This window comes from Bordetella muralis, assembly GCF_965139205.1.
GTDB classification, from domain to species: Bacteria; Pseudomonadota; Gammaproteobacteria; order Burkholderiales; family Burkholderiaceae_B; genus Bordetella_A; species Bordetella_A muralis.
The window spans coordinates 566,130-592,851 of record NZ_CBCSIU010000001.1 but is presented as its reverse complement, the minus strand read 5'-3'; the positions used below and the strand labels follow the sequence as shown (position 1 = coordinate 592,851).

At 59.3% G+C, this 26,722-nt stretch carries 21 protein-coding genes, 1 pseudogene and 1 riboswitch; of the genes and pseudogenes, 13 read left to right on the top strand and 9 right to left on the bottom strand.

The annotated features are described in order from the left end of the window. Window positions 1-7 precede the first annotated feature (7 nt). The 4 genes from ACNA0I_RS02720 (at window position 8) to ACNA0I_RS02705 (ending at window position 4,997) form a co-directional block, all read left to right on the top strand. Entirely contained in the window at window positions 8-703 is a 696-nt protein-coding gene (locus ACNA0I_RS02720; RefSeq protein ID WP_415804515.1) for an ABC transporter ATP-binding protein, read from the top strand. Beyond that, a complete protein-coding gene (locus ACNA0I_RS02715) occupies window positions 688-2,109 on the top strand; it encodes an MmgE/PrpD family protein (protein ID WP_415804514.1) in 1,422 nt (473 codons plus the stop codon). Before ACNA0I_RS02720 ends, ACNA0I_RS02715 begins: the two co-directional genes overlap by 16 nt. A gap of 99 nt (window positions 2,110-2,208) precedes the next feature. Beyond that, entirely contained in the window at window positions 2,209-3,627 is a 1,419-nt protein-coding gene (locus ACNA0I_RS02710) for an FAD-dependent oxidoreductase (RefSeq protein ID WP_415804513.1), read from the top strand. Beyond that, window positions 3,624-4,997 (top strand): MmgE/PrpD family protein, encoded by a 1,374-nt coding sequence (locus tag ACNA0I_RS02705; protein WP_415804512.1) that lies wholly within the window; start codon window positions 3,624-3,626, stop codon window positions 4,995-4,997. Before ACNA0I_RS02710 ends, ACNA0I_RS02705 begins: the two co-directional genes overlap by 4 nt. A gap of 45 nt (window positions 4,998-5,042) precedes the next feature. Here the strand turns inward: ACNA0I_RS02705 and ACNA0I_RS02700 are convergent, their stop codons facing one another. Both ACNA0I_RS02700 and ACNA0I_RS02695 read right to left on the bottom strand, forming a co-directional pair. Then, window positions 5,043-6,017, bottom strand: a complete 975-nt coding sequence (locus ACNA0I_RS02700; protein ID WP_415804511.1) for a Bug family tripartite tricarboxylate transporter substrate binding protein — start codon at window positions 6,015-6,017, stop codon at window positions 5,043-5,045. A gap of 157 nt (window positions 6,018-6,174) precedes the next feature. Continuing rightward, window positions 6,175-7,083, bottom strand: a complete 909-nt coding sequence (locus ACNA0I_RS02695; RefSeq protein ID WP_415804510.1) for a helix-turn-helix domain-containing protein — start codon at window positions 7,081-7,083, stop codon at window positions 6,175-6,177. Window positions 7,084-7,358: 275 nt separating this feature from the next. Here ACNA0I_RS02695 and ACNA0I_RS02690 point away from each other — a divergent pair, with 275 nt between their 5' ends. After that, complete coding sequence (locus tag ACNA0I_RS02690) at window positions 7,359-8,630, top strand: ankyrin repeat domain-containing protein (RefSeq protein ID WP_415804509.1); 1,272 nt, start codon at window positions 7,359-7,361, stop codon at window positions 8,628-8,630. 95 nt (window positions 8,631-8,725) lie between these two features. Here ACNA0I_RS02690 and gshA read toward each other — a convergent pair whose 3' ends face one another. Next, window positions 8,726-10,300: a glutamate--cysteine ligase gene (gshA, locus tag ACNA0I_RS02685; RefSeq protein WP_415804829.1), complete on the bottom strand. Its 1,575-nt coding sequence runs from the start codon at window positions 10,298-10,300 to the stop codon at window positions 8,726-8,728. A 134-nt stretch (window positions 10,301-10,434) separates the two neighbouring features. Between gshA and ACNA0I_RS02680 the strand changes: the two genes are divergently transcribed. Continuing rightward, window positions 10,435-10,977, top strand: a complete 543-nt coding sequence (locus ACNA0I_RS02680) for a hypothetical protein (protein ID WP_415804508.1) — start codon at window positions 10,435-10,437, stop codon at window positions 10,975-10,977. 139 nt (window positions 10,978-11,116) lie between these two features. On the opposite strand, the pseudogene ACNA0I_RS02675 reads toward ACNA0I_RS02680, so the two are convergent. Further along, window positions 11,117-11,284 (bottom strand): annotated as a pseudogene (locus tag ACNA0I_RS02675) (helix-turn-helix domain-containing protein); the annotation flags it as partial. Between the two features lie 237 nt (window positions 11,285-11,521). After that, window positions 11,522-11,601, top strand: a riboswitch (SAM riboswitch). Between ACNA0I_RS02675 and metX the strand changes: the two are divergent. The 4 genes from metX (at window position 11,591) to ACNA0I_RS02655 (ending at window position 15,618) form a co-directional block, all read left to right on the top strand. Beyond that, on the top strand, window positions 11,591-12,904 hold the full coding sequence (metX, locus tag ACNA0I_RS02670; RefSeq protein ID WP_415804507.1) for a homoserine O-succinyltransferase MetX: 1,314 nt from the start codon (window positions 11,591-11,593) through the stop codon (window positions 12,902-12,904). Its footprint overlaps the riboswitch before it by 11 nt. Next, a complete protein-coding gene (gene metW, locus ACNA0I_RS02665; protein ID WP_415804506.1) occupies window positions 12,901-13,518 on the top strand; it encodes a methionine biosynthesis protein MetW in 618 nt (205 codons plus the stop codon). The genes metX and metW overlap by 4 nt, the downstream gene beginning before the upstream one ends. A 132-nt stretch (window positions 13,519-13,650) precedes the next feature. Beyond that, window positions 13,651-14,892, top strand: a complete 1,242-nt coding sequence (locus ACNA0I_RS02660) for a muropeptide transporter (RefSeq protein ID WP_415804828.1) — start codon at window positions 13,651-13,653, stop codon at window positions 14,890-14,892. Window positions 14,893-14,979: 87 nt separating this feature from the next. Then, the gene (locus ACNA0I_RS02655) at window positions 14,980-15,618 is read left to right on the top strand and encodes a trimeric intracellular cation channel family protein (protein ID WP_415804505.1); all 639 of its coding nucleotides are present in this window, start codon (window positions 14,980-14,982) and stop codon (window positions 15,616-15,618) included. Between the two features lie 100 nt (window positions 15,619-15,718). Here ACNA0I_RS02655 and ACNA0I_RS02650 read toward each other — a convergent pair whose 3' ends face one another. Next, a complete protein-coding gene (locus ACNA0I_RS02650; RefSeq protein WP_415804504.1) occupies window positions 15,719-17,815 on the bottom strand; it encodes a hypothetical protein in 2,097 nt (698 codons plus the stop codon). 560 nt (window positions 17,816-18,375) lie between these two features. Here ACNA0I_RS02650 and ACNA0I_RS02645 point away from each other — a divergent pair. Both ACNA0I_RS02645 and ACNA0I_RS02640 read left to right on the top strand, forming a co-directional pair. Next, window positions 18,376-19,083 (top strand): hypothetical protein, encoded by a 708-nt coding sequence (locus ACNA0I_RS02645; protein ID WP_415804503.1) that lies wholly within the window; start codon window positions 18,376-18,378, stop codon window positions 19,081-19,083. Window positions 19,084-19,235: 152 nt separating this feature from the next. Then, a complete protein-coding gene (locus ACNA0I_RS02640) occupies window positions 19,236-19,919 on the top strand; it encodes a hypothetical protein (protein WP_415804502.1) in 684 nt (227 codons plus the stop codon). 130 nt (window positions 19,920-20,049) lie between these two features. On the opposite strand, the gene gdhA is transcribed toward ACNA0I_RS02640, so the two are convergent. Together gdhA and ACNA0I_RS02630 are read right to left on the bottom strand one after the other, a co-directional pair. Continuing rightward, window positions 20,050-21,393, bottom strand: a complete 1,344-nt coding sequence (gdhA, locus tag ACNA0I_RS02635; protein WP_415804501.1) for an NADP-specific glutamate dehydrogenase — start codon at window positions 21,391-21,393, stop codon at window positions 20,050-20,052. A gap of 430 nt (window positions 21,394-21,823) precedes the next feature. Next, entirely contained in the window at window positions 21,824-22,612 is a 789-nt protein-coding gene (locus tag ACNA0I_RS02630) for an exodeoxyribonuclease III (RefSeq protein WP_415804500.1), read from the bottom strand. Window positions 22,613-22,898: 286 nt separating this feature from the next. Here ACNA0I_RS02630 and pyrE point away from each other — a divergent pair, with 286 nt between their 5' ends. Further along, entirely contained in the window at window positions 22,899-23,567 is a 669-nt protein-coding gene (gene pyrE, locus ACNA0I_RS02625) for an orotate phosphoribosyltransferase (protein ID WP_415804499.1), read from the top strand. Window positions 23,568-23,721: 154 nt separating this feature from the next. Here the strand turns inward: pyrE and gatB are convergent, their stop codons facing one another. Beyond that, the gene (gene gatB / locus ACNA0I_RS02620) at window positions 23,722-25,179 is read right to left on the bottom strand and encodes an Asp-tRNA(Asn)/Glu-tRNA(Gln) amidotransferase subunit GatB (protein ID WP_415804498.1); all 1,458 of its coding nucleotides are present in this window, start codon (window positions 25,177-25,179) and stop codon (window positions 23,722-23,724) included. Then, on the bottom strand, window positions 25,176-26,720 hold the full coding sequence (gene gatA, locus ACNA0I_RS02615) for an Asp-tRNA(Asn)/Glu-tRNA(Gln) amidotransferase subunit GatA (protein ID WP_415804497.1): 1,545 nt from the start codon (window positions 26,718-26,720) through the stop codon (window positions 25,176-25,178). Before gatA ends, gatB begins: the two co-directional genes overlap by 4 nt. Between the last annotated feature and the right edge of the window lie 2 nt (window positions 26,721-26,722).

Sequence of the window (26,722 nt, the reverse complement as noted above, 5' to 3'; positions counted from 1 at the left end):
ATATCGAATGCTGGAATTGAAAGATCTGAACGTGCACTACGGCAAACTGCATGTGCTGCACGACCTGAGTATTCAGGTGCCGGAAGGTCAGCGCGTCGGCATTTTTGGGCACAACGGCGCAGGCAAGACGACGTTGTTGCGTGCCTGCATGGGCGACCTGGAATATATGCAGGGAAATGTGCAATACCGTGGCAACGCGATCCGCGCCAATGAAGTGCATGTGAATGTCAACTATGGCATGGCCTTCGTTCCGCAGGGGCACAATGTATTCCGCGATCTGCAGGTGCAGCAGAATCTGAAGATCGCAGGGATGCGACATGAGCCGGCCGCGCGCAAACAGGCATTTGATGAAGTGTATGCACTGTTTCCATTGCTGGCGGAGCGTAGCGAGCAGGTCGCAGGTTCGTTGAGCGGCGGACAGCAGCAAATGCTGGCGCTCGGTATGGCGCTGATGACGCAACCGTCGATCTTGTTGCTGGATGAACCCACGATTGGCCTGGCACCAGTGATTGTGCGGGATGTGTTGGCCAGCGTCAGCGAAATCAACCGCAGCCGCAAGACAACCATCGTCATTGTCGAGCAGAATGTTCAAGCGACCTTGCAGAACGTTGATCGAGCCATCGTGATCAAGTCCGGCCGGATTATTTACGATGGAAAAAGCGCTGATTTATTGAGTCAGGAGAGCTTGTGGGATCTGTTCTGAATCCAACAGTCACCGATGCACGGCAACAGGCGGCAGACGCGTTTGACGGATGTGTGAGACGTATCGTCGCGACCGAGTGGCGAGATTTATCCGACACGGTGCGCCAACGCGCAGCCATGATCGTTGCGGATAACGTCGCGGCAGCATTCAGCGCGCTAGATGAGCCGCAGGTCGAAAAGTCTCGCAATGCTGTTCTGGCGCGGGAGCAAGGCGGCCCTGCGTCCCTCCTCGCGCCGCAGGGCACGCGCATCAGTGTCCATGCGGCCGCCACGCAGAATGCGTTGGCGATGGGTTGGAACGAATTGGACGAGGGCTATCGCAAGGCGGTGTGCCATGGCGGCTTGTACGTGCTGCCCGCGTTGATGGCCGTTGCCGAACAAGAGCGAGCGCCCGCGCAGGATGTGTTGCGGGCGTTGATACTGGGGTATGAGCTGGTGACGCGCGTCGCGCGAGCATGGAGCTTTGTGCCGATGCGCATTCACCCGCACGCGTTGCTGGCGCCGGTCGGGGCTGCAGCGGGTATTGCCATACTGCGGCGCTTGCCTGCCGACGACGTGCTCAGCGCGGTAGCAGGCGCCTGCACTATGGGAATGGTCGGGCCTTTCAATCAGGCGCTACAGGGTGTGTTGGTGAGAAATACTTGGGCGGCACACGGGGCTGCCATGGGTGTCCTGGCGGTGGAGCAGGCCCAGGCCGGCATTGGCGGATGGGCGTCGACGCCATATGACGTCTACGTTACCGCGTTGGGCGGCAGCACAAATGTGCCGGCTCTGACGGATGAGGATGAATGGGCGGTAGCGTCCGGCTACCAAAAGATCAACGCCTGCTGTCAGTATGCGCACTCGGCGGTCGAGGCAGTGCAAGCGCTGCTGGAGCGTGATGTCTCGTTGTTGGGCGGGGAGCAGATCAGCGAGATTCGGGTGCATGCACATCCCTTGGCTTATCCGCTGGATAACCGTTCGCCCAGCACGACATTGGGGGCCAAATTTTCTGTGCCGCATGCCGTGGCTGCGGCGTTGGTGCATGGACATGGCGGGGCACAGGCCTTTGACAATGCATCGTTGTCTGATCCTCGCGTTGCGCGGTTGCGTAGCAAGGTGGTCCTGGAGCCGTTTGCGGATGTACGGCCCTGGCCACTGGATCGCCCAGCGACCGTGACCCTGACGACGCCTGATGGGCAAGTGACGGAAACATGCTGGAGCGCGCGCGGAGGTCCAGACCGTCCGTTGGCACAACAGGATGTCTGGGAAAAAATCCGCTCGCTATGTGATCGCCACACGCCCCAGGCGATGTCGACGCTGCAAGCGTTGGTGAGTCAGGCCGGTGGGGCTGCTAGCGCGTCCGCAGGCATGCTGGATTTGCAGTGTTCATGGAACGATTGGATGCGGGCTTTGACGGCAGCGTAGCTGCGGCCCTCTGATTCGCGTTGCACACGCGGCGCACACAGGCGGGCGCGTATCGATAAGCCGTACCGGTGATGACCGAAAATTTAGAGGAAGAACCAGGTGATTCACGCTGTCATTGAAAAATCTCATCCCGGTCTGGAATGGGATATGGAAGTCGATGTATTGGTGGTCGGTGCCGGTGGATGCGGCTTGGCGGCGGCCATCGCCGCGCATGACGCAGGCGCGAGCGTGGCCATTCTGGAAAAACGTGAAAGGCCGGGTGGCAATTCGTCGTTGAGTACGGGCTCGGTGCCAGGAGCTGGAAGCCGTTTTCAGCGAGACGCGGGAATCGAGGATTCAGCCGAACGCATGGTGGCCGATCTGGAACGCACCGCTGGCCATAGCGAGTTGCCCGCGTTGACGCGCCGCATGGCCGGTATTTCCGCCGGCCTGTGCGAATGGCTGGTGGATGTGGTCGGCGCGCGTATGGCGTTGATCACGGATTATTGCCATGTCGGTCATTCTGTTCCGCGTTTGCATGCGCCGGTGTCGCGTCGAGGGCAAGATCTGGTGGACGATCTGTTGGCCGCGGTGTCAAAGCGCGATATTCCGCTGGCGGTGAATAATGCGGTGTCCACGTTGTATGTAGACGAGTCCGGCGCCGTGGTGGGCGCCGCGGTGACGGGACCAGGCATCGAAGCATCGAAAATCGCTGCACGCAATGTGATCCTGGCGACGAACGGCTTTGCCGCCAATCGTGATCTGGTCAAGAAATACTGCACTGAGATTGCGGGCGCCGAGTATTTCGGTGCATTGGGCAGCGAAGGCGAGGCCATGATCTGGGGGGAACAGTTGAACGCCAAGTTGGCGAACATGCGGGCCTACCAAGGGTATGCGGCGGTCGCGTATCCGCATGGGTCGCTATTGTCGTGGACGACGATTGAAAAGGGCGGCATTCTTGTGAATGCGGCGGGTGAGCGTTTCGGCAATGAGGATTTAGGGTACTCAGGCTATGCAAAACGCGTACTCGCGCAAGCGGGGCCCGTCTACGCGATCTTTGACGACCGCATCAAAGCGTTGGCCAGCAAAGAAGAAGAATTTCAAGAGCTGGTGGACCATCATGGGGTCAAAGGCAGCGACACTGTGCGAGGTCTGGCTGCGGTTTTCAACCTGCCTGAGGCCGCGCTGACTCGCACTCTGAACGACTACAACCGGGCTGCAGAAAATCAGCAGGAGAGTCGTGCTAAAGACCCACAGGGACGCTGTCATTTCGGTATGGCGCCGCTGACAGGAAAGCTCTGGATTTGCCGAGTGACACCCGGTTTGTTTCATACGCAAGGCGGCTTGGCTGTAGACGACATGGGCCGCGTACTGCGCGCAGACGGTTCGATTATCCCAGGGTTGTATGCCGGCGGCGGTGCCGCTGCCGGGATCAGCGGCAGCGTAGGCGCCGAGGGCTATTGTTCGGGAAATGGCTTGTTGACCGCGATCGGCCTGGGTTATCTGGCTGGGCGTAGCGCGGCAGGGGTCTCTGCATGAGTATCGCAACGAATACGGCCGCTTGGCGTATGGCGCAATTTGCGCGTCAGCTGACCTTGGAGGCTATTCCCCTTGATGTGCAGATGCTGGGGCGCTTGCATATAGCAGATGCAATCGGTGTGGGGTTGGCGGCATCGCATGTGCCCTCGCACCGCGCGTTCATGACAAAGCTGTTGACACAGTGCCCGCAGGGCGGAAAGTCAACAGTACTCGGAGCCACGGACACTGTATTTCCCGATACGGCGGCGTTGGTCAACGGTACGTCCATTCATTCGCTCGAATATGACGATACGCACATGCGTTCCATCGTGCATGGCAGTGCAGTGATTGTGCCGCCCATTCTGGCTGTGGCGCAGGAGCAAGGGCTGCCGCTGTCCGAGGTGTTGCGTTTGACTGTCGTCGGATGGGAATTGCTTGTCCGCGTCGGACAAGCGGCGGCAGGCGCATTTCAGCGCAGAGGGTTCCAGGTCACGTCGGTAGGCGGCGCTGTCGTCGCCGCGACATTGGCGGCAGCCGCTCGCGGAGCCGACGTACAGACCATTGCGCGTGCGGCAGGCATAGCAGGCAGCCAAGCCAGCGGTATCTTTGAGTTCTTGAGCGACGGGTCGAACGTCAAGGCTTTGCATCCGGGGTGGGCCGCTCATGCTGGAGTGTGGGCAGCCAATCTGGCTATGTCGGGGATGACAGGGCCGGCATCTGTGTTGGAGGGAAAACACGGGATATATGCAGCCTATGCAGACGATCGCTCTGCCGGTGACCGTTTGTCGAATGAGCTGGATAGCCTGGAGAAAGTTTGGGTGTTGCGTGAGGCGGCATTCAAATTCTATCCCTGCTGCCACTACATCCATCCTTATCTCGAGGCTGCAGGTCAGTTGCGTGAGCAGGCTGCAGGGACGGGGCAGCGCATCGTCGGTGCGCATTGCCTGGTGGCTGCCGGTGCAGGACTGGTGATCGCGCAGCCCTGGGAAAGGAAACAAGCGCCACGCGATACCAATGATGCGAAATACAGCCTGCCTTATTGTGTGGCGTTGGTGTTATTGAATCTGCCCGTCAATGTTAAAGCCATGACGACGGGACCGTTGAATGAGCAAGCGCTGAAATTGGCTGCACACATCAGTGCTGAACCTTGGGACGAGAGCGGCTTTCCCGAGCGTTTCGGTGCGGATTTGTCCGTCACCTTGGAGAACGGTGCGATCTTGCGCGCGAATGTTCCTCAGGTGATCGGCAGTGCAGAACGGCCTGCATCGGTTGAACAGGTGCAAGCAAAGTTCTTGAATAATGCGGGGTCGGCTATGCCGATGTCGCAGGCTCAGATATTGTGGGATGCTTTGTTGAATGACGAAGCCTTGCCTGTCTTGGTCTCGTCTTGAGTGCTTCTAGGGCGGGAATGTGGCCCGCCCCATGAAAGTGTTGCGTTACTCGACTGATGCGCCTGAAGCCTCTACGAGCGTTTTCCAGCGTCCTACGTCTTGCTCGACGTATTGTTGAAACTCGGCATGTTCGTTGCCAATCGGGTCGGCGCCCATCCCTTTCAATTTGGTTTGCACAGCGGGCGTGGCGACGCTTTCGGCAATGGCCTTGGACAAACGTTCTACCGTTTCGGGTGGTGTATTTGCACGGACGAATAGCCCGAACCAGGACCGTGCCTGCATGTCGGCGAACTGCGTTTCGGCAAAAGCAGGCACGTTCGGCAGGGCCGCATGCCGATCCTGGCCGGTGACAGCGATGGGGATAAGACGGCCTCCCTGGACTTGGGAGAGGACCTCCGGCAGGTTGGCGAACATGAATTGCACCTGGCCTCCGATGAGGTCATTCAGTGCCGGCGCACCGCCTTTGTACGGTACGTGGGTGGTCTGCCCGTGCGAAAGCGAGTTGAATTGCGCGCCGGCTAAATGGGCCGCTGTGCCAGTCCCCCCTGATGCGTACGCCATATGATTCCCGTTGTCTCGAATATAGGCGGATAGCTCTGCCGCCGTACGGGCGGGGACTTGGGGATTGACGACGAGGAGCAAGGGCACCGATGCGAGGTTGGACAGGCCGGTGAAATCCTTGGTCAGGCTGTAGTCGAGTTTGCGGTACAGCGTGGCGTTGATGGCGTGGCTGGATGTCGCCATGAGCAGGGTGTAGCCATCGGCGTCGGCACGTGCGGCGGTTGCGGCGCCAATATTGCCGTTTGCTCCTGCCCGGTTTTCTACGATAACGGGCTGGCCTAATTTACCGGCCATGGCTTGGGCGACCGTGCGGGCGATGACGTCGGTGGCGCCGCCTGCTGCAAAGGGCACGATGATCGTGACAGGGCGTTCGGGAAAGGCCGCAGTGGCGAAGCCGCACGCCAAAGCGAGGGGGGCGCACAGCAGAGATCGCCATAGGCGTGTACGGAGCTTGGACATGGAATGTCTCCTGAGTTATCGGTTTGCTGAAACTGTACGCAGAGACTGGGCACAACCGTCAGGACATATACGCGCTTGAGTTGTACTTTTTGGCGCAATGAAGGTATTTGGCCACTTCGTTACCGACGTGCTGTGCGGGAGTGGCGCTGAGCAGCGTTCAGGTGCGCAGGCTGAGATCGACTTTGCGGAATTCGCCGGGCGTCATGGCTGTGTGCTTCTTGAAAAATCGCGTGAAATAGGCGGGGTCTTCGAAATTGAGCTGAAACGCAATATCGGCAATGCCTGATTCGGTATTGCTGAGCAGCCGCTTGGCTTCCAGCAGCACACGGTCCTGAATCAGCTGGCTGGCCGTGCGCCCTGTAGCGCGTTTAGTGGCTTCGTTGAGCTGCCGGGCGCTGACGCAGAGCGCGCTGGCATATTGCTGAATGCTGCTGTACGCCAGATATTGCGTTTCGATCAATAAGGCGAAGCGCTTTACCAGCGGGTAGCTAGGGCCGGCAGTACGTGTACGTTCATCGATCGGATACACGCGGCGCAGTTGGGTCAACAGGATCAACAGGTAGGACCGTATGACGTCGTAGCGGCCGAGCTGCCGGCCTTGTTGTTCCTGTGCCATCGCCTGCAACAGGGGCAGCATGTCGTCGTGTTGATCGCGTGTGAGATAGAGTACCGGGTTGCCGTTGGTGGGGTGGAAAAACGGGAACTTGGCGATATCGTCCGCTCGCGGAAACATGTGTGTGAAGAAGGCTGTGCTGATATTCATCACATAGCCTTGCGGTGCAACCGATGATGTCCAGGCGTGTAGCTGCCCCGGGCTCAAGAAGAACACGGCGCCGTCGCGCACCTCCAGGTGTTGAAAGTCCAGCATGTGCGTGCCCTGCGCCCGGGACATCCAGAGGATATGGTAGTAGGCGTGGCGATGCGGAAACCCCCGCGGAATGCCTGGCTGATCCTGTAGCCGCGCCAAATCGAAATAAAACGATCCCTCGCCTGCGAAATCCGTGGATTCGAAGGTGGGGAAATCCGAGGGCGAGACGATCGCGCCTGTCTCAGCAACCGTTTTCATGGTGGGCGGTTCAAGCGAATTCAATAAGCAAGGTACAGAGTAAAAACTGTACACCAAGGAGGATTGTCTCGGAGGGGGGGCTCATGGGCATCCAGCGCGTAGAGATGGCGGACATCCTGTAGCCATTGGCGACCGTTATTTCCAGGCCGTGCGACATTCGCGAGTCGAGGACGGAACTCGCCGTGTCGAATCGTTACTCATGCGGGTATTTGCAATGATTTCAACGAGATGTTGCGCGATTCGGCTCGTGTGACACACTTTTACGGCCGGTATTCATGATGATTGCTAATTCTTTTGTCGCTGCCACCGATTCCGTCTCTGATCTGCTTGCTCGAGCGGGCGCCGGGATGATCCCTGATGACAATGCCGAGATGGAGCGCGTCCAGGCGCATCTCATGGTGTGCGTCTACGCCAAGGATGCGCCCGGCGTCAGAGCCATATTTGCGAGGAATGATATCAATAAAGTGATCAGCAGCCTGAGAGCACCGAGATATTTCCCGGTACATGCGGCTGCGGTCTCTGACAGTGACGCGGTATTGAGCGCTTTCGTCGATGTTCTCCCCACAGAGGGCTTGGACGTCCGGGACGAAAATGGACTGACGCCATTGATGTGCGCCGCACGGCACGGCCATGTCGCGGCTATCCATACGCTATTGGCAGGAAAAGCGTCCGTGGACGCGACGGATCCATCGGGCTACAGCGCACTGATGTGGGCAGCCATGTCCGGATATGTCGATGCGGTTAAGGTTTTGCTGGGGTACGAGGTGTACGCAGATGACGGCGCCCAGCCCCTGGGCATCGATAGACAGGACAATATCGGCGATACCGCGCTCATGCTGGCGATTCGTGCGGGGCACTACGACGTCGTAGAGGCGCTGGTCGCTCGCGGGGCAACCATCAACATTGCCAATGCTGACGGAGAGCGAGCGCTGAGCGTGGCCGTATCACTAGGGCGGCGGCGCGCGATCAGGCTCTTGTGTGAACAAAGGGACATCGATCTCAATGCCGTAGACCGCATGGGCCTGACGGTCATGATGCGGGCTGCGGATTATGCGGACCGGACGTACGACTCGTCGATTTTGAATCTCTTGATCGGACAGAACGCGAGGACCGATTTGAAAGATCGCGACGGATGTTGCGTGCTGCTGCGGGCGGCAAAGGGGCAGTCGGATATTGCCATCGAACATCTGATTGCAGGCGGAGCAGATATCCATGCGACGGATTCAAAAGGATGCACTGCTGTGGCGCTCGCTGCGAAGCACAATAATCTGTATGGGTTGAGATTCCTGCTCAAGCAACGCGGTGTGCGGATCGATATGCGAGACCACAGCGGACGCACGCCCTTGTTCCATGCTGTCGAGGCTGAAAACTACGACATGGTCAACGAGTTGATCCTGCATGGCGCAGATAGCCGCTTGTCCTACACCGTCATCGACGGCACAGTGCTGACGCTGGCACAGCGCCGCGGGGATAGGCGCATGGTGAAGCTCCTGCTGGACAACGGCGCCGGCAATGACGTCAGCGATATCGCTACGCTGGTCGGATAGGCCAACCAAGAAGAGGAAGGCGGTTCGGCAGTCGTTCGCTATACGAGGTCAGGTCAACTCATACGAATATGAGTTGACCTTTGGTGTTACGTTACTCAAGCCGATTTAGGCGCCTTCAATGCCGCGTGGTAGTACGCCACGTAGGTATCGAAATCGACGGTGTCGCTTTGTTCGAGATGTGCTTGTTCAGCATGTGATTGCCGTGCCGCCTCGGCATACGTCGCGGCGACGTCGGCGGGCAACGGCTGCGCACGCAGCGTGTCTGCGTGTTGGCGGCTGAGTCGCAGCGAATAATCGTGGAATGACAAGCCACTGTCGCGTAGGTCGCTGAGCAGGCGTGCGGAGGGCGTCTCGTCGGCATGGTCGAGCTTGTCTCGTTGAGCCTGCAGCGCGCGTGCATAGGCGTCCCCACCCAAGGCCTGGTCGTAGAGCGCCGCGTAGGGTGCGATCTGGTCCAGCAATTCATGGCCCCAGACGGGCAGCTCGATGGCGACGCCGTCACGATCTAGTCGCAAGCCGGGCTTGCGGCCCTCTTTGACTACGGTGGAAAAATTGTCTGCGCTGCGTTGGCAGTAGCCGTTTTGCGGGAAATAAGGGCTGTCCGATGCGGCACAGAACAACAAGAATGCGTCCATGAAGCGCGCCGTGTCCGCGGCGATGCCCACAGGCTGGGCGGGATCGATATCGAGGCAGCGCACTTCTACGTATTGCACGCCGCGTTCGGCCAGCGCGGTGATAGGCCGTTCGCAGCGGCCGGTGGCGCGCTTGGGTCGAATGCTGGAGTAGTACTCGTTTTCGATCTGCAGCACATTGGTGTTGAGCTGGATCCATTCGCCGTTGCGATGCGTTCCGATGGCTTGGTACTCGGGCCAAGGTTGGGACACGGCCTCGTACAGGCGGCCCAGAAAGGTATCGAGATCGTTGTAGCAGAGCTTGAGCTGCGATTGAGCTTTGTTCTGATAGCCCAGATCGCTCATTCGCAGGCTGGTAGCGTAGGGCAGATATAGCGTGTCGTTGCCCAGCGACTGCAACTGCTGGACATCGTCGCCCATGAATTGGCGCGACAGGGCGGGGGCGGCGCCAAACAGGTACATCAGCAGCCACGAGTAGCGCGTGAAGTTGCGGATCAGGCCGATGTAGCCGCGCGAGCGTTGCTCTTGCGGGTCAGGCGTGCCGGGATCCAGAATGCCCCATAGTGCATCGGGCAAGGAAAAGTTGTAATGCACGCCGGCGATGCACTGCATGGCCTTGCCGTAGCGTTCGGCAAGGCCGCGGCGATAGACGTGCTTGAGCATACCGGTGTTGGACTGGCCATACCAGGCGATGGGAATGTCGGCCTCGGCGGGCAGCGCCGCTGGCATGGACTGATTCCAGATGAGCTCGCCATCCAGCACGCTATAGACAAATCGATGGGTGTTTTCCAGCTCGGTCAGCAGAGTGTCGACACGATCGTGCGTGCCGGTGATGAGTTCGAGCAGGGCCTCGGAATAATCGGTCGTGACGTGTTCGTTGGTCAGCGCGGCGCCCAGCCCGGCCGGATGAGCGGTGTGGGACAGGCGGCCCTGGGTGTCGACGCGTAACCCTTCTTTTTCGATGCCGCGCAGAGTCTGGGCAAGCAGGGCGGTATGGGCCTGTAGGCGGGCCAAGCGGCTGGCAGTGGTATCGGTCACAGTCATATGAATATTCGGATATTGAGGCCGGATTTTACGAGGTGTGGGCGATTCATGCCGAGGTAACCTCTCTGAGAGCCAGGGATCGGTGACAATTCATCCATGTCATTATGCGTGATGGAGGGCATAACATCATGATTTTTCGATTGTTTTATCGGCGGGAGCGGCGTGCCACAGCGTTGCGGCTGTGTTGTGCGGTGCTGTTGCTGGCGGGCGGGTGCACCCCGAGTTACAACTGGCGTGAAATGGTGGTGGCCGACGGCCATGTGCAGGCGGCTTTTCCGGCCAAGGTCGAGACGGAGACGCGGACGATTTCTCTCGGGGGGCAGGCCTTGGCGTTTACGCTGACTACGGCGCAGGTCGATCAGGCGATGTTTGCGGTGGGGTCTGCGCCGTTGCCCGAGTCGATTGCAAAGGATCGGGCTGCGCGGGAGGCATTGGGACAGGCGTTGATGCGGTCGCTGTATGTGAACATGGGGGCTCCTGTGCCGTCGCCGCTGCCGAATTTTGGGGACGAGATTGTGGCAAAGGGCCGTGCGGGCCAGCAGCCGGCGTGGTTGATGGGCCGGGTATGGGTGACCGACACGATGTTGATTGATGCAGTGGCTGCAGGGACAGAGCAGAGTTTGCCTGTGGGTCCGGCCCAGGAGTTTGTTCGGGCGGTGAAGCTGAAGTAGGCGCGTCTGTACGCGGAGGGTCAGGCATTCGGCGCAAGGAGGATGCAGCCCGCGTGATTGGGACGGGTCTGTCTGGGCGCATGGGCTGAGGCTCGGTTACCAGTACAGGCAGCAGGCGTTGTCTGACGGCGATGGCGATCGCGGCGCCCCGGTTGTTGACGCCGAGCTTATGGCAGGCATTGCCGATGTGGAAGTTCACGGTGCGCTCGGTGACCCCCAGGATGAGACCGGTTTCCCAACTGGTTTTGCCCAGCGATGACCAGTGCAGGCACGCGACTTCGCGGTCGGAAAGATGACGTCCTTGCATAACATGTGCGGTGGCGCAGAGCAGCCGAAATGGTGAATTGCGGAAGAGGTCGCGCGATTTTCCATGTGATGCGTGCGATTTATGGACAAGACGGGATCTGCAGTGAGTTATCGGACTTATCCGACTGAGTATCGGATCATTCTTGCGAGGGCGGCCGGGAATGTCCGGGGTGTGCCAGCGGCTGGGCTGTTGCCGTGCGACCAGCGGTGACCCGGCCTGAGAGTGCTAGAATCTCTGCTTCAAACCGGCGCCGATTTGCCTGATCCGCTTGCGGGCGCCTCTATAAATCCAGCTAAAGAGGTCCGTATGACCGCTCCTGCCTTGCATTCCGCCGAGGGGATTGCCCCCGGTTCTATTCAGTCTTCCGCTGAGCCCGCGCCTGGTTCGGTGGGCATGGTGACTCCGCAATTCATCCGTTTTGACGAGCCGCTGCCATTAGCCAGCGGTCAATCGCTGCCGTCCTATGAACTGGCGGTTGAGACCTATGGCACGTTAAATGCGCAACGCACCAATGCAGTGTTGGTGTGCCACGCCTTGAACGCTTCGCATCACGTGGCGGGCGTCGCTCACGACAATCCCAAGGATGTCGGCTGGTGGGACAACATGGTCGGGCCCGGCAAGCCGCTGGATACGAACGTGTATTTTGTGATCGGGGTGAATAATCTCGGCTCGTGTTTCGGGTCCACTGGGCCCGCCAGTATCAATCCCGAGACAGGGCAGCCCTGGGGGGCGGCATTTCCCGTGCTGACGGTCGAGGATTGGGTCCATGCCCAAGCCCGTTTGGCAGATTATTTCGGGATCGAGCGTTTTGCTGCGGTGATGGGTGGGTCTCTAGGGGGAATGCAGGCGCTCAGTTGGGCGATTACTTGCCCCGAACGCGTCGCGCATTGCATCGTGGTGGCCAGTACGCCGCGCTTGTCCGCCCAGAATATCGGCTTTAACGAGGTGGCGCGGCGCGCCATTATCACGGACCCGGATTTCCATGGTGGCGATTATTACGCCCAGCATACGGTACCGCGGCGCGGGCTGTCTGTTGCGCGGATGATAGGGCATATTACCTATTTGTCGGATGACGACATGGCCGAGAAATTCGGCCGGACCCAGCGTGAGCCGGCCGAGGGCGGTGCGTATCGCTATGGCTATGACGTTGAGTTCGAGGTCGAGTCGTATTTGCGGTATCAGGGCGAAAAGTTCTCTCGCTATTTCGACGCGAATACCTATTTGCTGATTACGCGTGCGTTGGATTATTTTGATCCGGCCCGTAATACGGGCGGTGATTTGGCGCGTGCCTTGGCGCCGGCGACGGCGGATTTTTTGTTGGTGTCGTTTTCTACGGATTGGCGTTTTCCGCCAGAGCGTTCGCGCGAAATTGTGCGCGCGTTGCTCAAAAATGGCAGCCCCGTTACGTATGCCGAGATCGACGCGCCGCATGGACACGATGCGTTTTTGCTGGACGATTCGCGCTACCACGCAGTCGTGCGAGGGTATTACGAGCGTATTGCGCGTGAGTTGGGATTAGGGGTGACTACGCCGGACGACAATGCTGCGCTGCCGCTACACGCGTCGTCTTCCACAGAGGGTGCATCCCAGTCCCGAAGGACTACAGAGGAGCCAGCATGAGTCCCGTGTCGGTAAAACCTGGCCGTATACAGGGCATGCGCCCTGATCTGGTCCGGATCGCCAGTTGGATCGAGCCGGGCAGCCGGGTCCTGGATCTGGGGTGTGGCGATGGGGCGTTGCTCGCGTATCTGCGTGACGAGCGTAGGGTGCGAGGAGCAGGCGTCGAAATTGACGATCAGCATGTGATCGCCTGCGTGCAACGAGGCGTCGAGGTCATTCAGCAGAACCTCGAAGATGGCCTGGCGCTGTTCGACGATAAGCAGTTCGATACGGTGGTGCTGTCGCAGACGCTGCAATCCATGCATCGCACCGAACATATTCTGCGCGAGATGGCGCGCGTGGCGCGCTATGGCATCGTGTCGTTTCCGAATTTTGGCTACTGGCCGCATGGGTGGTCGATTTTGCGGGGGCGTATGCCGGTGACGGGGCAGATGCCTTATCAGTGGTACAACACGCCGAATATCCATTTGTGTACCTTGCGCGACTTTGAGCGGCTGGCCACGGATTTGAATTTGCGGATTCTGGAGCGCGCGACGTTTCACGAGGGGCGCGAAATCAACGTGTTGCCGGGTTGGCGCAGTACGTTGGCGGTTTATCGGTACGCGGCGGACTGACGCGCCGCGTGCGCGAGGCGGCTGGCGCCGGGAAGCGCGGCGCGGACGCTGGGCTGGCCGCGACGTTACTGCCATTGGTTAATATGCCGGGTATCCGGCGTTTTCAGCGCCATTGTTGTCAGGAGAGCCTCTATTACTGTCGCATCCCATGTTTATTTCAGCCGGCGGGTCGCGCCGTTACTGGTGTTGGGGTTTGCCAGCGGTTTGCCGATCGCGCTGACTGGCGGCACCTTGCAGGCGTGGGCCACAGTGGAGCAGGTCTCGCTCGAGCAAATCGGTTTTTTGACCCTGGTGGGGTCGGCCTACACGCTCAAGTTTCTGTGGGCGCCGCTGATGGATCGCTATGTGCCACCGATTTTGGGGCGCCGGCGCGGGTGGATGCTGGTTACGCAGTTGCTGCTGGCGATCACCATCATGGCCATGGGGATGTTGTCGCCCAAGTCGGCGTTGTTGCCGTTGGCGTTGCTGGCTGTGATGGTGGCGTTTCTGTCGGCCACGCAGGATATTGTTTTTGACGCCTATAGCACCGACGTGCTGCGTCGAGACGAGCGGGGGGCTGGGGTTGCGATCAAGGTGCTGGGGTATCGGCTGGCGATGGTCGTGTCAGGCGGGCTGGCTTTGATCCTGGCGGACCAATGGCTGGGTTGGGGACCGATGTACGTCCTGATGGGGGTGTTGATGCTGCTGTGTTCTGCGGCTACCCTCTGGGCGCCCGAGCCTGAGCAGCCTGCCAGCGCACCGCGCTCGTTGGGTGTGGCGGTGGTCGAGCCTTTTCGCGAGTTTTTTTCGCGGCGCGGGGCTTATACGGTCTTGACGCTGATTGTGCTGTACAAGCTGGGCGATGCTTTTGCTGGAGCGCTGTCTACGACGTTTTTGATACGCGGCGCCGGGTTTGATCCCACCGAGGTGGGGACGGTGAACAAAGTGCTGGGGCTGCTCGCGACGATCGTGGGGGCGTTGGCCGGCGGTTCGTTGATGGCGCGGTGGGGCTTGTATCGCTCGCTGATGGCGTTTGGCATTTTGCAGGCGATCTCCAATCTGGGTTATTGGGTGATTGCGGTCAGTCCAAAGAGTCTCTGGCTGATGGCCACGGCCATCGGGGTGGAGAACTTGTGCGGCGGCCTGGGAACGGCATCTTTCGTCGCATTGTTGATGGCGTTGTGCCAGCAACGGTTTTCCGCGACGCAGTTTGCGTTGTTGTCGGCGTTGTCGGCGGTAGGACGGATTTATCTAGCGGGTCCGTTGACGCCGCCGTTGGTGCACTGGCTGGGTTGGCCCGGATTTTTCTTGTTGACGGTGGCGATTGCATTGCCAGGGTTAGTGTTGCTGTGGCGCCAACGCCGGGTGATCGACGCGTTGGAGTCACCCGCCTGACGGGCTGATTGCTGGGTGTGGCCCGGCTGGCTGCGCAATCATCGCGCGGATGCGCGGGGCTTTATTCGTGGGGTGCGTGAGGTAACCATGCCTGTTGAGACGTCTACCGTGTTGTTGCATACCTTGTATCTGGTCGCGATCGTGGCCGAGGCCATGACGGCGGCGCTGGCAGCCGGACGTCGCGATATGGATTGGATGGGTGTGTGCATCATCGCGTGCGTGACGGCACTGGGTGGTGGGTCGTTGCGCGATGTGCTGTTGGGACACTATCCGCTGACGTGGGTCGCGCATCCCGAGTATTTGGCGATGACAGCCGGTGCGGCATTGGTGACGGCGTTCATTGCGCCGCTGATGCGGCGGCTGCGTCGATTATTTCTGTGGCTGGATGCTGTGGGGCTCGTGGCGTTTACGGTCATTGGCTGCCAGGTCGCGCAGCAGATGGAAATGTCGACCAGCGTGGTGTTGATCAGCGGCATGATCACGGGCTGCGCGGGTGGGGTGTTGCGCGATGTGCTGTGCAACGATGTGCCGCTGTTGTTCCGTAAAGAGCTGTATGCCAGCGTGTCGATTGTGACTGGGGCGCTTTATGTGGGTTTGCTGAAACTGGACTGGGCGCTCGGTGCGGCGGTGCCGGTGGCGTTGCTGGCGGGGTTGACGTTCCGGTTGTTGGCGTTGAGGTTCAACTGGCAAATGCCGCGTTTTGTGTATCGTGATGATTGGCATTGACGCGGGGCATCAACGGGGCAAATCCTGCTAGGTGGATCGATCCCCATTGGCGATGTTTTGCCAATGGGGATGCGCAGCGTTGCGCACTACTTTATACGGTTTACGCGTGTCGCGTGAATGTCGGATTTTCCCATTTGTTCAATGCGGCCAACTGACGATAGTCGTCGTGAAGCAGCTGCACTTGCTCTTCGCAAACAATCGTCATGTCGTCCAGATATGCCTCTACCTCTGCAAGAGACATACCAGTGAAATCCGATGTTTCCGCGGGCGTTTGTTCTTGTTCCGTCGCCAGTTTTTTTCGCTGATTCCTGACAATGTCCAATGCCGTAGTTTGATCGGGCTTGAACAGGGATTCGTCAGATTGGTTCAAAAAGCGTACCGTCAAGACGTTGGTGCCGCTTTTGTCGATCTTGGCCTCGAACTCTATTTGGTTCGCGCCTCCAGGGAAGGTGCGGCTATAGTCGGCAATGGTCATGCGTCCAATACCGGCATCGATCAGTTTCGCCGAGAGGCCTATGTCGGTAGTATCAGAGAAATTGGCGCGGGCCGTGGGGGCGCTTGCCAAGAAGCTGTAGAGTTTACGCTCCGGGTCCGCAATGGTGTAAGTGCCGTCCTGGCCTTTCGATAAAGCGGGGGCCGTGGCTGCAGCAGATGGATTTCGAGCATTTGAAATGACCTGCGCATCGATATATCGGGCGATCGACCTCACCGTCGTCAAATTGCTAGGCAGGGCATGCTTGGTTTCATATGCGCCGAATCTTGCCGTGCAGTTGACAGCGCCAAAATTCGGGCCCGATGAGAGAATCGCACGAGTGAGATGTTCGCCGAGTGCGAGATCGGCCCGCAAAGCAGTGTCCGTCACTTTTGTCGGGGTGCCGCTCTTTTCCAGGTTCTGGAGCGCGGTCACGTCAGCGTCAGCAATGAGAGTGCTGTTCTTGATGGTGGATAAGTCCCGGAGCTTGGTTCCGTACGAAATTTTAAACGCCTCTTCGGCATTTTGTTCTGCTTTGGCATGAGCAGCCGCTTCGCTTGCATGAAGCGTGAACAACATTCGTTCGCTCAGGGCATTGAACCCTTGGATGAGCGAGGCAATAAAGTTATAGAGCGCATCACGCGTTTGTGCGAGCTGTGTGAGAGCGGCGCTACGCGTCGGGTCGTCGCGGTGAGCTACTGATACGGGCATACCATTTTCTAGTTCGCAGGCCATTACGATACGTGCTCGTGCTTTTACGGCCCCTATTATCTGCCGTTCCAGCGCGCCGCAGTGGTCATAGCGCTGCGAAATAGTCGCCATAATACGTTGTTGCATTGCCCAGCGATGTTTCTCTTGGCCGATGATGGCGTCCAACTCATTGAGGTCATCTTGGATCCCGGGTATTCGGGCGTTGATCACGTTTTGTACGCCACGGCTCTCAGCGCGCTCTGGAAACTGGCGCATCTCTGTCAGAGCGAGGATGGCTCCACCGCTCAATGCAGCGGCACCGAAACCTACTCCCAATATGCCAGTCGCACCTACGCCTCCGATGGCCACGCCGGATGCGACGCCTACCGTCGTATCGAGAATTGCGGTGACGGCTCCTCGCGCACGCGCCGAGAAGTTTTGGAGAGAGTCCCACGTAGAGAGCTGGACCGGATCAATGCGGCCTGCGTCGAGAGTCGATAGCTTGAAGCCGCTTTCTCTGCAAATACTCTCATCCGTACGTCGCAGCTTTTCCTCGATTTGGCAAGCCAACTCTGCGGCGCGTTCTATACGCTGAGCCGGGGTGAGTTCTCTGACTGGCGCACTATTTCCCATCCACCCTTGGATCGTACCAGTCGCTGCGTTATACAGTCCAGCCGCGGGCGCAGTGAATGCGGACTGCCAGGAGCGGGACGACTCTGCAGTGATTTGAGTCGGCTCGGTTTGGCTCTCGGCACCGAACATCTCTAACGTGCCGTAGGAGTCGATATCAGTCTCTACCCAGCTATTTAATAGGGACTTCTCTTTAATCTCTACCCAGCTATCCAATAGCGACTGTTCTGCATTGTCGGCCACCGCGGTTGCGCACATTTTGACGGGTGAATCGTCCTCCTGGATATCAAGACTATCAGGTTTTGGACGCAACGTATTGGCAGAGTTTTGGTCCTTTTCTGATGCCTTGAGTGGCACGTAGTTATCGAAGATCCTAAAGGGCTTTAAAGCAGTAACGACAGTCATAATATGGGTCCCAGAGTTAGGGCGACAGATGGTTAAGGGCTCGGAATTTTTGAGCACTGTTGATATTAGTGATTGGCTGTCAATAACCGCCGCTTTTCTGCCGGAGACTGTATTTCCGGACCAATTTCCCTGGCGCCGCTGCCTTCTTTGGCTAAAGAAATGCTAGCGCGTACCGCGGAGCGAGAAGGCGGCTCAGTATATCCACGACGTCTGCGGCGGGTAACCGTTGTGCCGGCTCCGTGGCGAGCTCCGCTCGGGTGAACACATCGACGATAGTCAGCACGCGCTGGCGCGTGCCCTTGTGACGGGCATTCGTCAGCTCAGTCCGATTTTGCGTGGGTTTTGGTTGCTACGGCCGGGAAATGAGGCGCTGACTAGCATATTGGTTTTGAATTAGTGCGTAGCCGTCTCTTGGCTGATGGATTCGACCCGCACGGCTGTTTTTCCAACAGTGAGGTTTCAAAGAAATGACCAAAATTTGCGATCCTGTCGTCTCCTGTCTGAAACCCTATATTTCTGGGAGCAAGTCTGAGGGTGATAGCCTGCGTCAGCAGAGCTTGATGGATAGTTTGAAAAAGTACGTGGAGCAGGATGACGAAGCCGCGATCAATAGCTTGCTCGATGATAAGAAAAGGATCGAGTGGATCGTAAAAGGGCTCAAACAGTCGCCATACTCGTTGTTGCATCAAGCCGCCGCACAACGAAAAGATAAAGCATTGATGGCGATGATGAAGAAACTGCCTATTGAGGTGTGGAACTTTCGCACTCAAGAGAACCTGGAGCACACGCCGCCCATCATGGGGGGGCGTACGCCGATCATGTTTGCGGCAGAGAGCAATAACGGCGAGATTATCTTTGAGCTTCGCTACGGTGTAAGTTGTTATGTATGTGATCGCCAGAGTGCGTCCGGGCAGGCTTTAAGCCAGGTATCGGCTGAGGAGCTAGATGTACTGAGGGCGGAGTTCAAATGCCCGCCTGGAAGGGTATGGGCTGCCGACATATGGTGGCTGATCGTCAATGCCAAGGATGACGAGGGAAACACCCCATTGCTGCTCGCTGTCAACAAAGCCAGATATGAAAGCTTCTACCAGCTATTAACAGCGCGCGCCGACCCTGATATTGCCAACCGCGAGGGACACACCGCCCGAAGCGTCATTCTTGACTCGCCGGATGGGCCAATACGCGAGTTTTTTTTGGAATCGGCGCCACCGCCGCCGTCACCGCCGTCACTTTCCGTCTTTTCCAGGATGGGCTGCACCATTTTATAGAGGCGTGTCACGCCCGGTGTCGAGGATTCGACCTGCACGGACTGATCTCTCAACAGTGAGGTTTCAAAGAAATGTACAGAATTTCCGGAGCTCTCGCCTCCTATCTAAAGCCCATTATTTCCGGCTGCGATCGCCTGTCTCAGCAGAGCCTGATGGATAGTTTGGAAAGGTATGTGAAGCAGAATGACGAAGCAGGAATCAATAGCTTGCTCGAGGATAGGGAAAGTGTCGAGTGGATCGTAAAAGGGCTCAAACAATCGCCATACTCGTTGCTGCATCACGCCGCGGCGCTACGAAAAGATGCAGCATTGAGGGTGATGATGCAGAAACTGCCTCTTGAGGTGTGGAACTTTCGTACTAAAGAGGATCTTGAGCACACTCCGCCCATCGTGGGAGGGCGTACGCCGATCATGTTTGCGGCAGAGAGTAATGACTGCGAGATTATTGTTGCGCTTCGCGACGCTGTGGAGTGCTATATATGGGATCGTGAGAGGGTGGGCAGGTACGGTGCGTCAGGCCAGGCGGCGCTTGAGGAGCTAGATGCGCTGAAGACGGAATTCACATGTCCGTTTGGCGTGGTGAGTTTTGCAGCTATATGGTTGCAGATCATCAACGCTCAAGATGACCTGGGAGACACCCCGTTGCTGCTTGCGGTCAAGAAAGACAGATTGGAGAGCTTTCGCGCGCTATTAGACTTGGGTGGCCGGGCTGATATCAGAAATCGCGAAGGATGCAACGCCGCAGACCTCATTTTTGCCTTGCCCAAGGGCAACCCAATACGCGAGTGTTTTATGAAATCGCCGGCGTCGTGGGGGGCACGCTGTACCATTTCATAGAGGCGTGTCGCCCCTGATGTGACCGACGAAAAAAAAGCCCGCAGCCTAAACTGCACCCCCAACAGTTGGACACCAGTCCGACCTTTGGGAGGCAGTTCACAGTTAGCGGGCTGCGTACGAGAACTGAATCTTAGTACAGGCCTTGCTGGATCATGGCGTCGGCGACTTTGACGAAACCGGCGATGTTGGCGCCATCCAGATAGTTGACGGCGGTGCCGCGGCCTTGGCCGTGGCGCACGCAGTTTTCGTGGATGTCGCGCATGATGGAGTGCAAGCGCTGATCGACTTCGTCGCGGGTCCAGGACAGGCGGATGGCGTTTTGGCTCATTTCCAGGCCCGACACGGCTACGCCGCCCGCGTTGCTGGCTTTGCCCGGGGCATACAGGACGCCGGCTTCGATGAAGGCCTTGGCGGCTTCCAGGGTGGACGGCATGTTGGCGCCTTCGGCGACGCATTTGACGCCATTGGCGATCAGCGTGCGCGCGTCGTCGATCTCGAGTTCGTTCTGGGTCGCGCAGGGCAGGGCGACGTCGACCGGCACGTGCCACGGGCGCTTGCCCGCGACGTAGGTCAATTTGAATTGGCCTGCATATTCGGCCAGACGGCCGCGCAGGTCATTTTTGAGATGCATCAGCGCGGCCAGTTTTTCGTGCGTGAAGCCGGCTTCGTCGATGACGGTGCCGTCCGAGTCCGAGACGGTGACCACGCGTGCGCCCAGGCTCATCGCTTTTTCGATGGCGTACTGAGCCACGTTGCCCGATCCCGAGACGGCAACGCGCAGGCCGTCAAACGACAGGCCGGTGCGCTTGAGCATTTCTTCGGCGAAGTACACCGTGCCGTAGCCGGTGGCTTCCGGACGGATCAGGCTGCCGCCGAAGGTCAGGCCCTTGCCGGTAAAGACGCTGGCGGCCGAATTGGAGATTTTTTTCATCATGCCGGCCATGAAGCCGACTTCGCGTGCGCCCACGCCCATGTCGCCGGCGGGCACGTCAGTGTCCGGGCCCAAATGGCGATGCAATTCGAGGATCAGTGCCTGGCAGAAACGCATGACTTCGGCGTCGGATTTGCCTTTGGGGTCGAAGTCTGAGCCGCCTTTACCGCCGCCCATGGGCAGGGTGGTCAGTGCGTTTTTCAGGGTCTGTTCGAAACCCAGGAATTTCAGGACCGACAGATTCACCGAGGGGTGAAAGCGCATGCCGCCCTTGTAAGGACCGATCGCCGAGCTGTGTTGTACGCGGAAACCTCGGTTGACGCGCGGCTGGCCTTGGTCGTCCGTCCAGCAAATGCGGAACTGGATCACGCGCTCGGGCTCGACCAGGCGCTCGAGCAAGGCATGGTCGGCGTAATGCGGATGTTGCTCGATAAAGGGCCACAAGCTGGACATGACTTCGTGCACGGCTTGCATGAATTCGGGCTGATGCGGGTCGCGCACAGCGACCTGACGCAAAAAGTCGTCAAGACTTTGCAGTTTCAAGGGGGTCTCCTGGGGTGCCGCAGACCGGTGCATAAATGCCCGGATATGGTGCGATTCGGTCCAAAATAGTGCGCAATGGCACTGGCTCGGTGCGCAATTGTAGGGGTATCGGCGGGGGCGTGCAAAAGAATCATTCACCGGAAACCCGCGCCAATATTAGGGATCGATGCCTCCAAAAATTGGGGACGCAACATATTAAAGGGCCCGTTCCAGATATTGTGAGTTACCCCTTCTACGTCGGTAAGGATATTCCCACCTAGGTAAATTGATGCGTCACCATTTAATGCGATCGAAATGGCGTCCAAGATTTTTGCGTCAATACATGGACTTGGGGACAAATTAGGGCCTGATAAATAGAGGAGCAGGCAATTTTTATTATTTATATGTCCCTATTTATTTTCAGGCCCTCGCGATCAGTTTTCTGCGCGGTTTACAACGTTATGTCGTAATCGATAGTCAGCGGCGCATGATCGCTGAAGCGTTCATCTTTATAGATGGCGGTGTTGCGTGCACGTGCGGCGATGCCTGGCGTCGCAATCTGGTAATCGATGCGCCAGCCTACGTTCTTGGCCCAGGCTTGGCCGCGGTTGCTCCACCAGGTGTATTGATCGGGGCGCTCGTCCAGTGTGCGAAAGACGTCGACAAACCCGCGCCGATCAAAGACCTCGGTCAGCCATGCGCGCTCCTCTGGCAGGAAACCCGAGTTTTTCAGATTGCCTTTCCAGTTTTTCAGGTCGATCTCTTTGTGCGCGATGTTCCAGTCGCCGCAGATGACGAACTCGCGGCCGGTCTTTTTATGCTCGTTCATCAGCTCGTCGATCCAGGGGCCGAACACGTCCAGGAACCGGTATTTGGCTTGTTGGCGTACGTCTCCGCTGGAGCCGGAAGGGAGGTAGGCACTGATGACGGATAGATCTTTCCAGTCGGCGCGGATGATACGGCCCTCAGCGTCGAATTCCTCGCAGTTCAGGCCGATCTGCACGCGTTCTGCCGCATTACGCAGGTAAATGCCGACGCCGCTGTAGCCTTTTTTGATGGCGTGGGAAAAGTGCCCGGTGTAACCAGGAGGATGCCGCAGGTCTTCGGTCAGGTCGGCATCGGCGATCTTGATTTCCTGCAGGCAGAGGATATCGGCACTGTGGGTTTGCATCCAGGGTTGCAGGCCTTTGCGAAAGGCGGATCGGATGCCGTTGAGATTGAGTGAGGTGATACGCAGCACGACGAAGACTCCTGTATAGCGGTTGGCCACCCGGCCCAAAGACGGACTTTAACCGACTGAGGCCGACTTGCCATGGGCGAATGGCGCCGGTGCCGGTGCAGTGGACACGTTAAAATGCGTCCGATCTTCTGAGAAATCAATCATTCTCGGCAGGTGCCGGAGTCGGCAAGGGCTTTGGTCTGCGCTAAAGAAACCGAGCCGCCTGGGGTGTCTCGATATACGCCGCAGGTGGACCAGGCGACGCTGAGCTCGGAGGCGCTCATTCCCCTATTGGAAATCTCTAATCATGGCCGCTATTTCTACCGACTTTGTCCGTTTTGCTCTCGATGAGGGCGTGTTGCGTTTTGGCAGTTTCAAGGTCAAGTCCGGCCGTATCAGCCCCTATTTCTTTAACGCTGGCTTGTTCAACAGCGGCGCATCGGTGGGTAAGCTGGCGCAGTTTTATGCTCAGGCATTGCTGGATTCCGGTGTGGCATTCGACATGCTGTTCGGGCCGGCTTACAAAGGTATTCCGCTGGCGACGGCGACGGCGGTAGCCCTGGCCGGGCATGCCGGCATGCAGGGGCGCGATGTACCCTTCGCCTTTAACCGGAAAGAAGCCAAGGATCACGGCGAGGGCGGCACGCTGGTGGGCGCCCCGCTGCAAGGCAAGGTCGTCATTATTGATGACGTCATCACTGCAGGTACCTCGGTGCGTGAATCGGTAGAGATCATCCGTGCCGCGGGGGCGGAGCCGGCGGCGGTATTGATCGCGCTGGATCGTCAGGAACGTGCGGGCGCGGACGATGCGCTGTCGCCGCATTCCGCCGTGCAAGAGGTTGCGAAAACCTACGGTATCCCGGTCGTCAGCATTGCATCGCTGGCTGATATTCTGACGTTGCTGCAGGACGATGACCAATTTGCCAGCCATCGTGACGCGGTGTTGGCGTATCGGGCGAAATACGGGATTTTGTGATCAGTGGCGGGCTTGTCGCCCGTCATCGGAAAGAAAATGGGCCAGTGCAGAACTGGCCCATTTTTTTGTCGCCGGGCCGCCCCAAGGCAAAAAAGCGCCCCCTTGGGGGGGCAGCGAGCCGAAGGCGCGGCGTGGGGGCTTTTTTCGTGGTGCCTTAGCTATCCAGCTTTTGCTTGAGCAGCTCGTTGACCTGTTGCGGGTTGGCCTTGCCCTTGGCGGCTTTCATGATTTGGCCGACCAGCGAGTTAAAGGCCTTTTGTTTGCCTGCATGGTATTCCGCCACGATGGCCGGGTTGGCGCTGAGCACGTCGTCGATCATGGCGCCGATGGCGCCCGTGTCGCTGATTTGCTTCAGGCCGCGCGCCTCAATGATGGCGTCGGGCTGGCCGCCTTGTTCGCCTGCCCACATGGCAGAGAACACGTCGCGTGCGATCTTGTTGGAAATCGTGCCGTCGATGATGCGGCCGATGAGCGCCGCGAGCGCCGGAGCCTGGACCGGTGCGTCCGCGATGTCTTTTTCTTCGCGGTTCAAGGTGGCTGTGACCTCGCCCATGATCCAGTTGGCGGCCTGTTTGGCCTGGCCGGCGGGTAAGCCCTGGGCGACAGCCTCGAAATAAGAGGCCATGCCGCGGCTGGCAGACAACTGGGCAGCGTCATAGGCCGATAGGCCGTATTCGCGCACAAAACGCTCGCGCAGTGCGGCGGGCAACTCGGGCATGTCGGTGCGTACCTGCTCGATCCATTCGGGGGAAATCACGAGCGGCGGCAGATCCGGGTCCGGGAAGTAGCGGTAATCGTGCGCGTCTTCTTTGCTGCGCATGCTGCGCGTTTCGTCGCGATCGGCATCGTACAGGCGGGTTTCCTGAACCACGGTGCCGCCGTCCTCGATGAGCTCGATCTGGCGGCGAGCCTCGAACAAAATCGCGCGCTCCAGAAAGCGGAAGGAGTTGACGTTTTTGATTTCCGTACGGGTGCCGAATTCTTTCTGGCCAACGGGACGGACCGAAACGTTGGCGTCGCAGCGGAAGGAGCCTTCTTGCATGTTGCCATCGCAGATGCCCAGCCAGACGACCAGGCTGTGCAACGCGCGGGCGTAGGCGACGGCCTCGGCGGCCGAGCGCATTTCGGGCTCGGTCACGATTTCCAGCAGCGGGGTGCCGGCGCGGTTCAGGTCGATGCCGCTGGCCGGATTGCCGTTGGACAGCGTGAAATCGTCATGCTGCGATTTGCCGGCGTCTTCTTCGAGGTGGGCTCGCGTCAGGTTGACGGTTTTTTCTTCCTCGCCGACGAAAAACGAGAGCGATCCCCCCAGCACGACGGGCAGTTCGTACTGGCTGATCTGATAGCCCTTGGGCAGATCGGGGTAAAAATAGTTTTTACGGGCAAAGACCGAGCGTGGCGCGACAGTGCCGCCGACGGCGAGCCCGAATCGGATGGCGCGTTCGGCTGCGCCGAGGTTCATGACGGGCAGGCTGCCCGGCAGCGCCAGGTCGACGACGTTGGCTTGTGTGTTGGGAGCCGCGCCAAAGCGCGTGCTGCTGCCCGAAAATATCTTGGCGTCGGTGGAAAGCTGGGTGTGCGTTTCCAGGCCGATGACGATTTCCCAGTTCATTGCTCGGTGCCTCGCTGGCCGGGCACGCGCCGGTGCCAGTCGGTGACTTGTTGATAACGGTCGGCGATGGCCAGCAGGCGGCCCTCGTCGAAATAGTTGCCGATGATCTGCAGGCCGACGGGGCGGCGTTGGCCGTCGCCGCCGAAACCGCAGGGCACGGACATGGCGGGCAATCCTGCCAGGCTCACGCCCAGCGTGTAGATATCGGCCAGCCAGTCGGCGGTGGGATCATCGCGGTTGTCGCCGAGGTTCTTGGCCACCGTGGGCGAAACCGGCCCCATGATGACGTCGCACTGGTCGGCGTAGGCGCGCTGGAAGTCCTGCGCAATCAGACGGCGCACGCGCTGGGCCTGCAGGTAGTAGGCGTCGTAGTAACCGTGAGACAGCACATAGGTGCCGATCAGGATACGGCGCTTGACCTCGTCGCCAAAACCCTCGGCGCGAGAGCGGGCGATCATTTGATTCAGATCGGTGTATTCCTGGGCGCGGTGGCCGTAGCGTACGCCGTCATAGCGGGCCAGGTTGCTGGAGGCCTCGGCAGGGGCGATGACGTAATAGGCCGGAATGGCTAACTCCGTGCGCGGCAGCGAGATCGATACGCGTTGGGCGCCCAGCCCCTCGAATTGCGCCAGGGCGGCTTCGACGGCGGCGGCGACATCCGGGGCCAGGCCGGCCCCGAAGTATTCCTGGGGGACGCCGATGCGCAGGCCTTTCAGGGGCTGGCTACCGGCAGCGTCGTAACCTGCTTGCGCCGTGTCGTAGGCGGCCCGGATGCGGCCGGGAGCGTTGGGCGTGCCGTCGCAGCTTTCGAGGCTGGTGGCGTCGCTGGGATCAAAGCCGCTCATGGGATCGAGCAGCTCGAGCAGGTCGCGGCTGCTGGGGGCCAGCGGGCCTGCCTGGTCCAGGCTGGAGCCGAACGCCACGATGCCAAAGCGGGAAACGGTGCCGTAGGTAGGCTTGATGCCGCTGACGCCGCACAGTGCGGCGGGTTGGCGTACCGAGCCGCCGGTGTCGGTGCCGGTCGTGGCGGCCACCAGACGGGCAGCTACCGCGGCAGCCGAACCGCCCGACGAGCCGCCGGGCACGGCGTTGGTGTCCCACGGGTTGCGAACGGCGCCGTAGGCGGAGTTTTCATTGGCCGAGCCCATGGCAAACTCATCGCAATTGAGTTTGCCGATCGAGACGGCGCCGGCGGCCTGCAGCCGCTGCACGACCGTGGCGTCGAAGGGGCTCGCATAGCCATTGAGCATCTTGCTGCCGGCCGTGGTGCGCCAGCCGCGGGTGACAAACGCGTCTTTGTGGGCGATGGGCACGCCGGCCAGCGGGCCCGCCGTGCCGGCCGCCAAGGCCGCGTCGGCGGCGTCGGCCTGGGCCAGGGTCAGGGCCTCGTCGATGTGCAGAAAGGTATTCAGGTCGCTGGCGGCCTGGGCGGCGGCGAGGGCGCTTTGCGCCAGCTCACGGGCGCTGACCTGTCGTTGCGCGAGCGCGGCGCGCAGTTCGGCGATCCCGCCGAATTGGGTGTGGAGGGCAGAAGTCGTCATGA